Origin of the sequence: Rhizobium sp. SU303 (genome assembly GCF_021052345.1) — a bacterium.
GTDB classification, from domain to species: domain Bacteria; phylum Pseudomonadota; class Alphaproteobacteria; order Rhizobiales; family Rhizobiaceae; genus Rhizobium; species Rhizobium laguerreae.
In genome coordinates, this window is record NZ_CP088097.1 from 212,580 (window position 1) to 227,143 (window position 14,564).

At 61.4% G+C, this 14,564-nt stretch carries 14 protein-coding genes and 1 pseudogene; 9 read left to right on the forward strand and 6 right to left on the reverse strand.

Features of this window, described 5'->3' with window-relative positions:
* Window positions 1-152: 152 nt before the first annotated feature.
* The 6 genes and pseudogenes from arfA to RlegSU303_RS29955 all read right to left on the reverse strand — a co-directional run bounded on the left by arfA (window position 153) and on the right by RlegSU303_RS29955 (window position 4,707).
* Window positions 153-1,661, reverse strand: coding sequence for an arabinosylfuranosidase ArfA (gene arfA, locus RlegSU303_RS29930; RefSeq protein ID WP_168289739.1), 1,509 nt, complete (start codon window positions 1,659-1,661; stop codon window positions 153-155).
* A 210-nt stretch (window positions 1,662-1,871) separates the two neighbouring features.
* Window positions 1,872-2,798, reverse strand: coding sequence for an ArsR/SmtB family transcription factor (locus RlegSU303_RS29935; protein WP_231283992.1), 927 nt, complete (start codon window positions 2,796-2,798; stop codon window positions 1,872-1,874).
* A gap of 111 nt (window positions 2,799-2,909) precedes the next feature.
* Window positions 2,910-3,332, reverse strand: a complete 423-nt coding sequence (locus RlegSU303_RS29940) for a type II toxin-antitoxin system VapC family toxin (RefSeq protein ID WP_151519795.1) — start codon at window positions 3,330-3,332, stop codon at window positions 2,910-2,912.
* Window positions 3,329-3,577, reverse strand: coding sequence for a FitA-like ribbon-helix-helix domain-containing protein (locus RlegSU303_RS29945; protein WP_151519825.1), 249 nt, complete (start codon window positions 3,575-3,577; stop codon window positions 3,329-3,331). The genes RlegSU303_RS29940 and RlegSU303_RS29945 overlap by 4 nt, the downstream gene beginning before the upstream one ends.
* Before the next feature lie 50 nt (window positions 3,578-3,627).
* Window positions 3,628-4,042: pseudogene (locus RlegSU303_RS29950) on the reverse strand (cytochrome-c peroxidase); the annotation flags it as partial.
* Window positions 3,949-4,707: an IclR family transcriptional regulator domain-containing protein gene (locus RlegSU303_RS29955; RefSeq protein ID WP_151519794.1), complete on the reverse strand. Its 759-nt coding sequence runs from the start codon at window positions 4,705-4,707 to the stop codon at window positions 3,949-3,951. The gene RlegSU303_RS29955 and the pseudogene RlegSU303_RS29950, both read right to left, overlap by 94 nt.
* Window positions 4,708-4,868: 161 nt before the next feature.
* On the opposite strand from RlegSU303_RS29955, the gene RlegSU303_RS29960 reads away from it, so the two are divergent.
* The 9 genes from RlegSU303_RS29960 to ligD all read left to right on the forward strand — a co-directional run bounded on the left by RlegSU303_RS29960 (window position 4,869) and on the right by ligD (window position 14,560).
* Window positions 4,869-5,576 carry a 3-oxoacid CoA-transferase subunit A gene (locus RlegSU303_RS29960; RefSeq protein WP_017957938.1) on the forward strand — a complete coding sequence of 236 codons (708 nt, stop codon included), beginning with the start codon at window positions 4,869-4,871 and terminating at the stop codon, window positions 5,574-5,576.
* Complete coding sequence (locus RlegSU303_RS29965; protein WP_231283994.1) at window positions 5,573-6,277, forward strand: 3-oxoacid CoA-transferase subunit B; 705 nt, start codon at window positions 5,573-5,575, stop codon at window positions 6,275-6,277. Before RlegSU303_RS29960 ends, RlegSU303_RS29965 begins: the two co-directional genes overlap by 4 nt.
* An 8-nt stretch (window positions 6,278-6,285) precedes the next feature.
* Window positions 6,286-7,491 carry a 3-oxoadipyl-CoA thiolase gene (pcaF, locus tag RlegSU303_RS29970; RefSeq protein WP_231283995.1) on the forward strand — a complete coding sequence of 402 codons (1,206 nt, stop codon included), beginning with the start codon at window positions 6,286-6,288 and terminating at the stop codon, window positions 7,489-7,491.
* Between the two features lie 76 nt (window positions 7,492-7,567).
* The gene (locus RlegSU303_RS29975) at window positions 7,568-8,050 is read left to right on the forward strand and encodes a GNAT family N-acetyltransferase (RefSeq protein WP_231284002.1); all 483 of its coding nucleotides are present in this window, start codon (window positions 7,568-7,570) and stop codon (window positions 8,048-8,050) included.
* A gap of 142 nt (window positions 8,051-8,192) precedes the next feature.
* Complete coding sequence (locus tag RlegSU303_RS29980; protein ID WP_231284004.1) at window positions 8,193-9,407, forward strand: MFS transporter; 1,215 nt, start codon at window positions 8,193-8,195, stop codon at window positions 9,405-9,407.
* 200 nt (window positions 9,408-9,607) lie between these two features.
* Window positions 9,608-10,402 carry an SDR family NAD(P)-dependent oxidoreductase gene (locus tag RlegSU303_RS29985; protein WP_026238898.1) on the forward strand — a complete coding sequence of 265 codons (795 nt, stop codon included), beginning with the start codon at window positions 9,608-9,610 and terminating at the stop codon, window positions 10,400-10,402.
* A gap of 103 nt (window positions 10,403-10,505) precedes the next feature.
* Window positions 10,506-12,662: a glycogen debranching protein GlgX gene (gene glgX, locus RlegSU303_RS29990; protein ID WP_231284006.1), complete on the forward strand. Its 2,157-nt coding sequence runs from the start codon at window positions 10,506-10,508 to the stop codon at window positions 12,660-12,662.
* A gap of 15 nt (window positions 12,663-12,677) precedes the next feature.
* Complete coding sequence (locus RlegSU303_RS29995) at window positions 12,678-13,685, forward strand: DNA topoisomerase IB (RefSeq protein ID WP_131643672.1); 1,008 nt, start codon at window positions 12,678-12,680, stop codon at window positions 13,683-13,685.
* A complete protein-coding gene (gene ligD, locus RlegSU303_RS30000; RefSeq protein WP_231284007.1) occupies window positions 13,682-14,560 on the forward strand; it encodes a non-homologous end-joining DNA ligase in 879 nt (292 codons plus the stop codon). Before RlegSU303_RS29995 ends, ligD begins: the two co-directional genes overlap by 4 nt.
* The last annotated feature ends 4 nt before the right edge of the window (window positions 14,561-14,564 follow it).

Sequence of the window (14,564 nt, forward strand, 5' to 3'; positions counted from 1 at the left end):
GGGCATGTCGCGGTTGTCGGTTCGCAGAAGCCTCAGGACTTGAACAGTCAGGTCCAGGACCTCGGTGAACCATCCCTACGGCTCACTGCCTCCTCGCAGCGAGCCGAATATCTCAGCCGGGGGCGCCTCAATGGGCTACCCGGCGGTGGCTGTCACACCGACAGCTGGATGACGTTGTAGGAGAACGGTTTCAGCGCCGCCCGCAGCCGTCCATCCTCGATCTTTCCACTCTCGACATTGACGGGGGCGACCGTCTGCGGCCGCGCTGCCGTGTTGACGGCTTCCAGGTCCCCGTGGGTCATTTCCACCTGCTCGACCACCCGGGCGCTTCCGAAGCCTTCCAGCCGCACATCGAGATCGAGCGCCGTGCTCGGATGGCGGTTGACGGCAAAGAAGGTCAGCGTCTTGCCATCCTCGGAATGGACTGCCGATACGTCGAGATAGGGGACGTCGTTCTCCTCGTCGCTGTCATAGGTCGGGCCATCGACGACCAGCTGCAGCGCCGTTCCACGGCCATATCTGGAGGCGTAATAGAACGGGTAATAGATGGTCTGGCGCCACGCCGCACCGCCGTCCTCGGTCATGATCGGGGCAATGACGTTGACGAGCTGCGCGATGCAGGCGATGCGCACGCGGTCGGAGCGGCGGATGAAGGTGTTCAAGATGCCGCCGACCTGCAGCACGTCCTCGAAATTATAGATATCTTCCAGGAGATGCGGCGCATCCGGCCACTCGTCGCGCGCCAGGATCTCCTTATCCTGCTGGTTGGAATGATACCAGACATTCCATTCGTCGAAGGAAATGCCGATCGTCTTCTTCGAGCGTTTTTTTGCCTTGATGTAGTCGATCACGCCGCCGATCGTGGTGATGTAGCGGTCGAGCTTTGTCGCGCGGGCGAGATAGTTGAGCGTATTTTTCTCGCGGTTGGCAAAATACATATGCAGCGAGATATGGTCGGCGCTGTCATAGCACTGCTCGAGGACCTGCGCTTCCCACTCGGGATAGGTCTTCATGTCGGAATTGGACGAGCCGCAGACCACGAGTTCAAGCGACTTGTCGAAGCCGCGCATGGCCTTCGCCGTCTCATCCGCCAGCCGGCCATATTCATAGGCCGACTTGTGGCCGACCTGCCAGGGACCATCCATCTCGTTGCCGAGGCACCACAGTTTGACATCGTGGGGATTGGACCAGCCGTGCTTGCGGCGCAGATCCGACCAGTAGGTGCCGCCGGGATGATTGCAATATTCGAGGAAATTGCGGGCGGCATCCAGGCCGCGTGATCCGAGATTGACGGCGAGCATCGGCTTGGTATTCGCCTTCTTGCACCAGTCGACGAATTCATTGACGCCGATCTGGTTGGCTTCGCGGGTGCGCCAGGCAAGGTCGAGGCGCACCGGGCGCTCGCCACGCGGGCCGACGCCGTCTTCCCAGTTATAGGCGGAGACGAAGTTGCCGCCGGGATAACGGCAGTATGGCGTGTCGAGATCACGGACGAGATCGAGGACATCTCGCCGGAATCCGTCCTCATCGGCGGTCGGGTGTCCGGGCTCATAAATGCCCCCATAGATCGCCCTGCCGAGATGCTCGAGAAATGAACTGTAGAGCCTGGAATCAATGGTCGCGATGCGGAAATCGCGGTGAACCACAACGTTCGTCTTCAACGGATCCTCCCGTTTATATATCAGATATTTTGTTTTCTTGGCTCTAACTTGATATCAGGAATGTTGTTCTGTCAACCAAGTTGCGACTTTAATCATACTAATATCTTTTTCAGAAAAAATTGTTTTATTCCAGTTACTTGGAAGATTTTATCGGTCGCTGGAACTGGAAAGAATCGCGATATTCAAATCAAGATCTCCGATTTTCATTTTTCAGACGTGCAGCCGCATGATGATATCGCGCCCGTGATTTCCGAAGCCGCGCCCGAAAATATTCACGCCGCCGGTATGGCCGGCATTTTCTGCGATACCGACACGGAGCCGGATTGAGGAGTGCTGGGCAAGCGCGAGGGCGCTGAGCGTGACATTCGATGCGGCGACACCGTCGATGAAGGTGCCGCGCGTGGAAATCCGCCAAGTCTTCATCATTCCATATTGCGAGCCTTCGAGCTTCCACCAGGCCGGCGTGAACCCGCCGCGCTTATCGCCATAGTCGCCGGGCGAGGTCCAGGTTCCGATCGCCATTCCATTGACCCAGAGGGTTATATCGGAAGGCCAGTCCGGATTGGTGCCGGGCACTTCCGACGACAGCTCCAGCGAAAACTCGATCGCCCGGATGTCCTTGTTCAACACCTTGGCGTTGTTGGGGAATTTATATTCTACATAGCCCCTGCCAAACCAGACGAGCCCGGCTTGCATGCGCTGCGGATCGAGGAAATAATCCGGAACATCGAGAGGACCGATGACGCTCTCGGTGGAGCAAAGACCACAGGGGGCATGGACGTCACAACTGGTGTAGAGCCCGACCGGCATCTCGACTTCGATGATGTTGTTGGCCCTTTGGGCGGCACTTTCCTCGAAGCTGATCAGAATTTCGCTGTAGATCGCCGAGCAGATCTTCTGGTTTCCCTTGCGGGCCTTCGTCAGCTGGGAATCGACAAGCCGGGCGTCTTCCAAAATCTGGATCCCGGTGGCGACAGTCGATTGAGGGAGAGAAAGAGCACGCGCGATATCGTTGATATTCATCGGCCCTTTGGCGCAAAGCAGCTTGAGCATTTCAAGCCGCGCCGGCGCCGAAAGCGCGCGTATCGCATCATTATTCTCGCCGGCGGCAATCGTCAAAAACGAGCGTTCCATCATTCCCCCAGTATTTCCGATGAAATGATGTATATCGGAAATTATGATACATCAAGTGGGAATGCTTAGGTCGTGGCTGGCTTAGATGGTTTAGAATTCTGCGATGCGAGGGACTTAGAGATCCCTCCACGGATTGATGATCTGCAAGCCGATTCCCTCGAAATCGGACACATTGCGCGTTGCGAGTGAAGCGCCGCGCGAGATGGCGATGGCTGCGATCTGCGCATCGAACTGGCTGATCGGCCTGCCAGCCTTGCGGCGATCGGTGGCAATGATGGCGTAGACGTCTGCCGCGTCACGATCGAATGGCAGGACACGGCCACTCATGTCCTCATTGAATATCGGCAGGACTGCTGCCTCGAGATCACTCCGGCGTCGACCGTGAGGAAGGAGGCGCAAGCCATATAGAATTTCCGCTTCGGTAATCGCGGTCGTGAATACCGATAGTGGATGTTGTGCCCCGAGCCATTCGATTACAGCCACATTCGGCGCCGGCGTGAGCAGTTCCGAAATGACGTTGGTATCGAGAACGATCACGCGTCAAAGTCCGGCGCGTCCCGGATCGGCTGCCGGGGCGGAATTTCGAGCTCCACCCCTCCGACCGATTGCAGGCGGGCGCGAATAGTATCGGCGAGATTGCGCGCCACCGGCTCGGTAGTCGCAAGTGCCGTACGCAGAATATCGCGTGCTTCGTCTTCCATTGACCGGCCATGCGTGGCGGCGCGAACGCGCAGCCGCTGCTTCAACGCATCATCGAGATTGCGAATCGTCATGCTGGCCATCATTGCCTCCATTCATCAATGATAGCATGTAAATCATTGATTGCATATTCTCAAGCAAGGAACGCGACGATGCCGTCGATCTCGGGATCGGTGAGGGTAGGTGCATGCGTCGTCGGCTTCCTGCCGAAGGCGGGGCCCTGAGTGAGATTGTTCCAACTTGCGGCAAGTCGTCATACTTCCGAACCGTGCCATCTGAATTTTCGGATGCCAGCGACCGGGATCGCTGTCGCGCGTCGCATAGAAGACGATGCCGCGCAGCGACCGGTAATAGCCGTTGTGGAAGAAGCTCTTCCTAAGCGCGACATTGCGTAGCGTCGGTGTGCGGAGCAGGCCCCAATATTCGCTGCGTCCGCCCAGATTCAGGTTTACCGTCACCGCCTCAGCAGCGGCCGCAGGGCGGCCTGCGTTTCCTTTAGCAGCGGCAGATAGCGCTCCTTCATCTCCGCGGCCGGGACGAGGGCGGCCGGCGCGCCGATGTTGATCGCCGCGACCGTTTCGCCCCGGTCGTTGTCGACAGGCACAGCAATGGAGCAGAGGCCGATCTCCAGCTCCTGATCGATGATGGCGTAACCCTCAGTGCGGACCCGGCGGAACTCGGTGATCAGCTCGTCCGGATCGGTCTTCGTATTCGCTGTGTTTTGCTTCAGCTCGCTGCGGGCAAGGATGGCACGTGCTTCGCTCTCGCTAAGGGCTGCAAGCAGCACTCGACCCATGGAGGCGCAGTAGGCGGGCAGGCGGCTGCCGGGGGTGAGGTTGATCGACATGACGCGGCGCTGCGAGGCGCGGGCGATATAGACGATGTCTGTGCCGTCGAGTACCGAGGCCGAAGCGCTCTGGCCGGCCTTTTCCGAGAGATGATCGAGATGCGGCTGCAAGAGCGCCGGCAACGGCGTCGCTGCGAGATAGGCATGGCCAAGGCGCAGGATCTTTGGCGTCAGCATGAAGAACTTGCCGTCATAATCGGCATAACCGAGCTCGGCGAGCGTCAGCAGCGAGCGGCGCACGGTGGCGCGGTCAAGCTCCGTCAGCTTCGATGCCTCGGCGATCGAAAGCCGCTGCCGCGTTTCGCCGAAAGCTTCGATGACCTTCAGGCCGCGGGCAAAGCCGCTGACGAAATCCGTTTCGCGCATGGGTCCGGTCTCCAATGAGATTCATTCCAATATGTGCGGTATACGAACAAATGTCAAATAGCGCACAAAATACATTGCCGCCTGAGATGCCGCGCTTTATGTGTACGGCTAAGGACGGGATGGAGAGTTCCCGGCCGCATCTAGCCAAGGAGAGGTCCCGCATGGACAAGACAGTCGGGAGCACGGCGGAAGCCGTCTCTGAGATCGGTGATGGCGCGACCGTCATGATCGGTGGTTTTGGTGGCTCGGGCGCGCCGATCGAGCTCATTCATGCCTTGATCGACAAGGGCTCAAAGAACCTCACCGTGATCAACAACAATGCCGGCAACGGGCGCATCGGTATCGCTGCGATGATCGATGCCGGTATGGTCAGAAAGATGATCTGCTCTTTCCCGCGTTCGTCGGATCCGCGCGCCTTCACGGATAAATATCTGGCTGGCGAAATCGAGCTCGAACTGGTGCCGCAGGGAACGCTTGCCGAGCGCATCCGCGCCGGCGGGGCCGGCATCCCGGCCTTTTATACGCCGACCGCCTACGGCACCGAACTGGCCGACGGCAAGGTCATCGCCGAATTCGATGGCCGCCATTACGTGCAGGAGCGCTGGCTGAAGGCCGACTTCGCGATCGTCAAGGCTGCGATCGGCGATATCCAGGGCAATCTCACCTACAACAAGGCCGGCCGCAACTTCAATCCGCTGATGTGCATGGCGGCGGCGAAGACCATCGTCCAGGTCTCATCCATCGTGCCGGCCGGCGGCATCGATCCCGAGCAGGTGGTGACGCCAGGCATTTTCGTCGACCGCGTCGTCGCTGTCCCCCGTCCCCAGCAGGAAGAAGAGCTCATTCGAGCCGGAGTGGCCTACGTATGACCATTGATCACAGCTCCATCAACACTCGCGAAGACATCAAGCTTTCCAATGCGCAGATCGCCTGGCGCGCCGCCCAGGACATCGCCGACGGCGCCTATGTGAACCTCGGTATCGGCTTTCCCGAAATGGTCGCCCGTTATCAGCCGCCAGGCCGTCAGGCGATCTTCCACACCGAAAATGGCATCCTGAACTTTGGCGAGCCGCCGGCGGCAGGCGAAGAGGACTGGGATCTGATCAACGCCGGTAAGAAGGCGGTGACGCTGAAGCCGGGTGCTGCCTTCTTCCATCACGCCGACAGCTTCGCCATGGTGCGCGGCGGCCATCTCGACGTCGCGATCCTCGGCGCCTATCAGGTCGCCCAGAGCGGCGACCTTGCCAACTGGCGGGTGGGCAGCAAGGGCGTGCCGGCCGTCGGCGGCGCCATGGACTTGGTGCACGGCGCCAAGCAGGTCTGCGTCATTACCGAGCACGTCACCAAGACAGGCGAGCCGAAGCTGGTGGAGGCATGCACCTTCCCGCTGACCGGCGTCGCCTGCATCACCCGCGTCTATACGAGCCATGCCGTCATCGACATCGTCAAGGGACGCTTCGTCCTGCGCGAGAAGCTGGCCGCGATGTCGCAAGAGGAATTGCAGGCGATGACCGGTGCGCCGCTGCATGTCGACGGGCCGGTTGCCGACCTCGTCGTCCCCAAACTCTGAGGAAAACCATGACCGAAGCCTTTATCTGCGACTATATCAGGACGCCGATCGGCCGCTTCGCCGGCTCGCTGTCCCGGGTGCGGGCCGACGACCTCGGCGCGATCCCGCTGAAGGCGCTGATGGAACGAAATGCCGCCGTCGATTGGGAAGCCGTCGACGATGTGATCTTCGGCTGCGCCAACCAGGCGGGCGAGGATAACCGCAATGTCGCGCGCATGTCGGCGCTTCTCGCCGGCCTGCCGATCGCCGTACCCGGCACGACGATCAACCGGCTCTGCGGCTCCGGCATGGATGCGGTGATCACGGCGGCGCGCGCTATCCGCTCCGGCGAGGCCGAGCTGATGATCGCTGGTGGCGTCGAGAGCATGTCGCGCGCGCCCTTCGTCATGCCGAAGGCCGAGACGGCCTTTTCTCGGGCGGCTGAAATCCACGACACGACGATCGGCTGGCGCTTCGTCAACCCGCTGATGAAGAAGCAGTACGGCGTCGATTCCATGCCGGAGACCGGCGAGAATGTCGCCGAGGACTATCATGTCAGCCGCGAAGACCAGGATGCCTTCGCGCTGCGAAGCCAGGCGAAGGCGGCCGCCGCCCAGGCAAACGGACGGCTGGCGAAGGAGATCACCCCGGTGAGCATCCCGCAGCGCAAGGGCGATGCTGTTATCGTCGACAAGGACGAGCATCCGCGCGTAACGACGATCGAAACGCTGGCGAAACTCGCTACACCTTTCAAAAAGGAAGGCGGCACGGTGACAGCCGGCAATGCCTCCGGCGTCAATGACGGGGCGGCCGCACTGATCGTCGCCTCCGAAGCGGCGGCGCGAAAATACGGCCTGACGCCGATCGCCCGCATTCTCGGCGGCGCGGCTGCCGCGGTTCCGCCAAGGGTGATGGGCGTCGGGCCGATCCCGGCCTCACGCAAGCTGATGGCACGGCTCGGCATGACTGCCGAGCAGTTCGACGTGATCGAACTCAACGAGGCCTTTGCCAGCCAGGGGCTGGCGGTGCTGCGCGCGCTCGGAATTGCCGATGATGACGCACGCGTGAACCGCAATGGCGGCGCGATCGCGCTCGGCCATCCGCTTGGCATGTCGGGCGCACGCATCACCGGCACGGCGGCATTCGAGCTTCTGGAAACCGGCGGACAATATTCGCTGTCGACCATGTGCATCGGCGTCGGGCAGGGGATTGCGATAGCACTTGAAAGGGTTTGAGGTCGGGACGCTTCCGGCTTTTGCCGGAGGCTGCCGACCCGTTGCGCGGGGCGCCTGGTTTCGTTAGAGATCGGGCATGCTGATCCGACCCGCAGACAAGAACGATCGAAGCGCGATCTGGAGGATCATCGGTCCGACGATCCGCGCCGGCGAAACCTACGCGCTCGATCGCGATCTGAGCGAAGCCGATGCGCTGGCCTACTGGATGGGACCGGACCGCGAGACCTTCGTCGCCGAAGAGGATGGCGCGATCCTCGGCACATATTACATCAAGGTCAATCAGGCCGGCGGTGGCCGGCATGTCTGCAATTGCGGTTACATGACCGATGCTGCGGCAAGCGGCCGTGGCGTCGCCCGGCTGATGCATGAGCATTCGCTGGAGCATGCCCGCTTGCTGGGCTTTCGCGCCATGCAGTTCAATTTCGTCGTCTCCAGCAATGAACGCGCGGTTGGGCTGTGGCAATCTCTCGGCTTCGATATCGTCGGCCGGCTTCCCGGCGTCTTTCTTCATCCGACGCAAGGTTACGTCGACGCATTGGTGATGTTTCGCACGCTTTAGCGGCCACATCTTGCGACGAAAAAAGATGTGAGCGCGCTGTCGAATCCGCCGCGGCCCAAACGTCTTGAGATCGCAGGCGCGAAATGCGGTAGGCTTGCCGCATGCGTCGCGATCACTCTGTCGGCATGGAGGTTATGAAGCCATGGGTATTTCCTATCGTTGGGTCATCGTCGCCGCGGGCGCATTGATGACATGCGTCGCGCTCGGCGCGATGTTCTCGCTGGCGATTTTCCAGGAGCCGATCGCAACGGCGACCGGCTGGTCGCATGTCGGCATAGCGAGCGCGATGACGCTGAACTTCATCGTCATGGGTTTCGGCGGCTTCTTCTGGGGGGCGGCAAGCGACCGGTTCGGCCCGCGCATCGTCGTGCTGATAGGATCCGTGCTGCTCGGCCTGGCGCTGGTGCTGGCGAGCCGGGCCGAGACGTTGCTGCAGTTCCAGCTGACCTACGGCATCCTTGTCGGACTGGCCGCAAGCACGTTTTTCGCGCCGATGATCGCGGCGACGACCGCCTGGTTCGACGAAAACCGCGGCCTTGCGGTGTCGCTGGTCTCCGCCGGCATGGGCGTCGCGCCGATGACCATCTCACCCTTCGCGCGCTGGCTGATCTCGGCCTATGAATGGCGGCCCGCCATGCTGATCATCGGGGTCGCGGCCTGGGTCCTATTGGTGCCAGCCGCGCTGCTGGTCAGGCGCCCGCCTGCGGAGACCGCCGAAGCCGACACCGCGTTCTCGGTCGACGGCGCCCGGCCGCAACTGTCGAAAGTCTTTCGATCGCCGCAATTCATCGTGCTTGGCCTGACCTTCTTTGCCTGCTGCGCGGCGCATTCCGGACCGATCTTCCACATGGTGAACTATGCGACGATCTGCGGCGTAGCACCGATGGCGGCCGTCAGCATCTACAGCGTCGAAGGCCTGGCGGGATTGGGCGGCCGGCTGCTCTATGGCAGCCTTGCCGACAGGATCGGGGTGAAGCCGGTGCTGGTCGCCGGCCTGCTGGTGCAGGCGGCAGCGCTGGCGACCTATCTCTTGGTCAGCCAACTCGGCGAATTCTACGCGCTCGCCATCGTCTTCGGCAGCGCCTATGGCGGTGTGATGCCGCTCTATGCCGTGCTGGCGCGGGAATATTTCGGGCCGCGTATCATCGGCACGGTCTTCGGTGCGGCGACGATGCTTTCCAGCCTCGGCATGGCGTTCGGCCCTCTGATCGGCGGCTGGATATTCGACACCTTCGCCAATTATTCCTGGTTGTTCATCGGCTCCGCAATGGTCGGGCTGGGGGCTGCGGCGATAGCGCTCGCATTCCCGCCTCTCGCCCGCCAAAAGCCGCAGCCGGCCTTCGGCGTGGCGCCGTAACGAGGTGCTTTTCGGTTCCTTCAGGCAACCTCAGGCGGCCGTCAGTGACGATGGCCGCTTGCATGAAGACCGCGTAGCGCTCCCATGGCGATGCAAATCTCGCCCTTTCGTGCATTGCCCTTCGTCGATTTCCCCTGATAAGACTTCTCCTATTCGTTTCATCACCTATGTCCTTGGTTTTTCGGGAGGCAATCGTCGCCATGGTCGAACTTGCGCAATCGCTCGCATCCATCAAGCTGCCGGACCTGTCCGGCAAGGCCGTGCTGATCACCGGCGCCTCGACCGGGATCGGCGCGGCGCTCGCCCGCGCCTTTGCCGCTCAAGGGGCAAAGGTCGGCGTGCATTACAATGCCAGCCGCGAACCGGCGGAGAAGCTTGCAGACGAGATCCGGGCTGCCGGCGGCACCGTGCATCTGATCCAGGGCGACGTGTCGAGGGAAGGCGAGACCGAGCGTGTCGTCGAGGAAACGGCGAAGACCTTCGGTCATCTCGACGGGCTCATCAACAATGCCGGCGGAATGCTGGGGCGCAAGCCGACCTCGGACTATACCGATGCGCATTACGCCGCGGTCATGGACCTCAACGCCCGCTCGGTGCTGGCGGCAACACGTGCGGCGCATCCGTGGCTGAAGAAGCAGGGCGGCTTCATCATCAACACCACTTCGATCGCCGCGCGCAATGGCGGCGGCAATGGTGCGATCCTCTATGCGGCGTCCAAGGGCTTCGTCTCGACGATCACGCGCGGTCATGCCAAGGAATTCGTCGCCGACAGGATCCGCGTCAACGCGGTGGCGCCGGGTGTCATCGCCACGCCCTTCCACGAGCGTTATACCAATGACGAGCAGATGGAGCTGCAGCGCAAGTCGATCCCGATGGGTTTTGTTGGCACGTCGGAGGATTGCGTCGGCGCCTATCTCTTTCTCGCCTCACCGACGCTGTCGGGTTACATCACCGGCCAGATCATCGAGGTCAATGGCGGCCAGCTGATGCCATAGGACCTTCCTTCGGCGCGCAACATCGTTCCCTTTTCCCTTTCACGAGGGAACTTTCGAACCGCCGTTACGTTATCCGCTTGGTCTTTTTACCAAGCGGGGCACCATGAGCTTTTCATTTTCGGAACTCGACTTCCTCAAGCCGGAGCTGGGAGCGGAGTATACGGGTTCTGGCACCCATTTCGCGGTATTCTCCGCCCATGCGGAACAGATGGAGCTCTGCCTCTTCTCGCCTGACGGAAAGAAGGAGGTCGCCCGGCTGCCGCTACCGAAGCGCGAAGGCGACATCTGGTCCGGATATATTGCCGGCGTCGGTCCCGGCACGGTCTACGGCTATCGCGCTCATGGCCCCTATGACCCGCAAGCCGGCCATCGCTTCAATCCGAACAAGCTCCTGCTCGATCCCTATGCCAAACAGGTGACGGGCGACCTTATATGGGACGACGCGCTGTTCGGTTATCAGATCGGCGAGGACGATCTTTCCTTCGACGAGCGCGACAGCGCGCCCTTCACGATCAAGGGCGTGGTGCAGGACCCGGACTTCGATTGGGCGGGTGAAGAGGCGATCCGTCGCCCCTGGCCCGACACCGTCATCTACGAGGCGCATGTGCGCGGCCTGACGATGACGCATCCGAAGGTGCCTGACCGGCTGCGCGGCACTTTTCTCGGCATGTGCAGCGATCCGATCATCGACCATCTCGTCAAGCTCGGCATTTCCGCGATCGAGCTGCTGCCGATCCAGTATTTCCTCGATGATCGCTATCTCCTGGAAAACAACCTAAGCAACTATTGGGGCTATCAGACACTCGGCTTCTTCGCGCCGCAATCGCGTTACATGTCCGGCGACAAGATCACCGAAATCAAGACCATGGTGAAGAAGTTCCATGCCGCCGGCATCGAAGTCATCATGGACGTGGTCTATAACCACACCGCCGAAGGCAGCGAAAAAGGACCGACACTGTCCTTCCGTGGGCTCGACAATGCGAGCTATTACATTCTCTCCCCCGATGATCCGCGCCATACCTTCGATACGACGGGTACCGGCAACACGCTGAACGTCGCCAACCCGATGGTGATGCGCATGGTGCTCGACAGCCTGCGCTACTGGGTGGGCGTCATGCATATCGACGGCTTCCGCTTCGATCTCGCCAGCACGCTCGGCCGGCAGGATCTCGAATTCGACCGCCAGGGCGGTTTCTTCGGCGCCATCCGGCAGGATCCGATGCTGTCAGGTGTCAAGCTGATCGCCGAACCCTGGGATATCGGCGAGGGCGGCTATCAGGTCGGCGGCTTCCCGCATCCCTTCCGCGAGTGGAACGACAAGTTCCGCGACGACGTGCGCCGTTTCTGGAAGGGCGATGGCGGCATGGTGTCGGAGGTGGCGGCGCGCGTCACCGGCTCGGCGCTGCAGTTCAACCATTCCGACCGGGGAGCGACCTCCTCGATCAATCTTCTGTCGGCCCATGACGGCTTCACGCTGATGGACACGGTCTCCTTCAACGACAAGCACAACGAGGCGAACGGCGAGGATAACCGGGACGGCCATTCGGATAATCATTCCGACAATATGGGTGCTGAGGGTGCGACCGATAATGCCGATATCAACGCCGCGCGGGCAAGGCGGCGGCGCAACATGATGGCGACGCTGATGCTCTCCCAGGGCGTGCCGATGATCCTGGCCGGCGACGAGCTCGGCAACAGCCAGGACGGCAACAACAACGCCTATTGCCAGGACAACGAAATCGGCTGGACCGATTGGGCAGGGCTCGACGATCCTTTCCTCGATTTCTGCCGGCAGGCCGTCGCCTTCCGCAAGGCCCATCCCGTTCTGCGGCAGGAGCGGTTCCTGACCGGCGAAACCGGCGAGGACGGCCGCATCGAGATCGCTTGGTACAGACCGGACGGCGGCTTCATGGATGACAGTGCCTGGAACGATGATGAACTGCGGGTGCTCGGCGTCTACCTCTCGAAGAGCGCGAATGCGCCCGAGACCGAGACGATGGATGACCTCTTCCTCATCTTCAATGCCGGCGGCGACTGCGAATTCCACGTGCCGGAGGTAAACGGACTGACGAAATGGTCGCGGATTGCCGACACCGGGGCGGAGAGGGATGCCTTTAAGGTTCGCGATCAGGATAATCCGGTCATGGTCTATGCCCAGAGCGTTGCCGTCTTTGCGCCGGAAGGGCAGACCGAGCCGCTGAAGGACATGACCAAGGCCGGGCGCCGGTGGTGGTTCCAATTCGGCCGCAGGAGCAAGTAACGGGTCGCAGAGAACATGAATGCCGAAGCCATCACCGATCTTGGTCTCGTCTATGTCAGCGATACTGAACCAGGCATCCGCAGACGAAGGAAGGGTAAGGGCTTCAGCTATGTGATGCCCGACGGCACGACACTTGCCGACGAATTGCAGCGGGCGCGCATCCGCGCGCTCGGTCTGCCGCCAGCCTACGAGAATGTCTGGATATGCCTCTACGACAACGGCCATTTGCAGGCGACAGGTTTCGATGCACGTGGGCGCAAGCAATACCGCTACCACAAGGATTGGCAATCCTTCCGAAGTGCGGGAAAATTCCATCAGCTGATTGAGTTCGGCCGGGCGCTGCCTCGGATCCGCCGGACCGTGCTGCGCCATCTCGACACCGGTGCGGAGGATGTCAACGGCGTGCTTGCGGCTTTGACGACGCTGCTCGACGAGGCGCACTTACGCGTCGGCAACCAGGCCTATGTGAGGGAGAACGGCACCTATGGCGCAACGACGCTGCTGAAGCGCCACCTGAAGATCGTCGATGGTCAGATAGAGCTGAAATTTCGCGCCAAGGGCGGCAAGCGCGTCCAGCGCAGCCTCAAGCATCCCAGGCTGCAGAAGATCCTGGAGGAGATAGCCGACCTGCCCGGCCGCCAGCTCTTCGTCTGGAAGGACGAAAGCGGGGCGCTGAAACCAATCGATTCCGGCCGGTTGAACGCCTATCTGGCCGAAATATCGGGCATTCCCATTTCGGCGAAAACCTTCCGCACCTGGGCCGGATCGCTGGCGGCCTTCGGTGTGGCGCGTGAGACGATCCTCAGTGGCGGCCGGCCGACGGTGAAGCAGATGTCGGAGGCCGCGGCCGAGGCGCTGCACAACACACCGGCGATCTCGCGATCGAGCTATATCCATCCCGCGATCATCGCGCTCGCCGGCAACGATCATCCGCTGATCGAGAGCGGTAACGAGCCGCTGCGGGGCTTGCGGGCCGAGGAAAACAGGCTACTTGATTTCCTCACAAGCGAGATCGAAGAATGAGCCCCAGACATCCGCCGGTATCTGATGTATCGCTGACCCATCCCGACCGGCTCTACTGGCCGGACGAGGGCGTGACCAAACAGGCGCTGGCGGATTATTACGCCGCGGTGTGGCCATTCATGGCGCCTTATGTCGTCAACCGGCCCTTAGCACTGCTGCGCCTGCCGGACGGGATAAAAAGCCACCAGCGGTTTTTCCAGAAACATGCGTGGAAAGGCATGAATCCCCATATCGAGGAGATCGCCGACCCGGAGGATGCGGACGGCGAAAAATTGCTGCGCATCGCCGATTTCAACGGGCTCGTGGCGCTGGTGCAGTCGGCCGTGCTCGAAATTCATCCCTGGGGCGTAACGACCGACGATTGGGAAAAACCCGACATGATCACCATGGACCTCGATCCCGGCGAGGACGTGGCCTGGAGCGCTGTCATAACAGCAGCGCTTGAATTGAAGACGCGGCTGGAAGCCCGCGGCCTGGCTGCCTTCGTCAAGACGTCGGGCGGCAAGGGACTGCATGTGGTGACGCCACTCGCGCCGAAGGCCGGCTGGGCGGCGGTGAAGGATTTTGCCCACTCGCTGGCCGAAAGCATGTCGGCCGACGCGCCGGAGAAATATCTGGCAACGGCGACGAAGGCAAAACGCGGTGGACATATCTACATCGATTATCTCCGCAACGGCCGCGGCAATACGGCGGTCGCGGCCTATTCGACGCGGGCACGATCGGGTGCGCCGGTTTCCATGCCGCTGGATTGGTCAGAATTGAACGAGGTGAGCGGTCCCGCCGCTTTCACGCTCGGCAACGTGCCGCGGCGATTGGAGACCCAGCCGAGAGACCCGTGGGGAAATTTCTTCGATGCGGCCGTGCCGCTCGAATGAACGG

Coding starts and splice junctions, on each gene's coding strand:
- RlegSU303_RS29935 (WP_231283992.1), bottom strand. CDS start 2,798: ATGATGGAACGCTCGTTTTTGACGATTGCCGCCGGCGAGAATAATGAT.
- RlegSU303_RS29945 (WP_151519825.1), bottom strand. CDS start 3,577: ATGGCCAGCATGACGATTCGCAATCTCGATGATGCGTTGAAGCAGCGG.
- RlegSU303_RS29955 (WP_151519794.1), bottom strand. CDS start 4,707: ATGCGCGAAACGGATTTCGTCAGCGGCTTTGCCCGCGGCCTGAAGGTC.
- RlegSU303_RS29960 (WP_017957938.1), top strand. CDS start 4,869: ATGGACAAGACAGTCGGGAGCACGGCGGAAGCCGTCTCTGAGATCGGT.
- RlegSU303_RS29965 (WP_231283994.1), top strand. CDS start 5,573: ATGACCATTGATCACAGCTCCATCAACACTCGCGAAGACATCAAGCTT.
- pcaF (WP_231283995.1), top strand. CDS start 6,286: ATGACCGAAGCCTTTATCTGCGACTATATCAGGACGCCGATCGGCCGC.
- RlegSU303_RS29975 (WP_231284002.1), top strand. CDS start 7,568: ATGCTGATCCGACCCGCAGACAAGAACGATCGAAGCGCGATCTGGAGG.
- RlegSU303_RS29980 (WP_231284004.1), top strand. CDS start 8,193: ATGGGTATTTCCTATCGTTGGGTCATCGTCGCCGCGGGCGCATTGATG.
- RlegSU303_RS29985 (WP_026238898.1), top strand. CDS start 9,608: ATGGTCGAACTTGCGCAATCGCTCGCATCCATCAAGCTGCCGGACCTG.
- glgX (WP_231284006.1), top strand. CDS start 10,506: ATGAGCTTTTCATTTTCGGAACTCGACTTCCTCAAGCCGGAGCTGGGA.
- RlegSU303_RS29995 (WP_131643672.1), top strand. CDS start 12,678: ATGAATGCCGAAGCCATCACCGATCTTGGTCTCGTCTATGTCAGCGAT.
- ligD (WP_231284007.1), top strand. CDS start 13,682: ATGAGCCCCAGACATCCGCCGGTATCTGATGTATCGCTGACCCATCCC.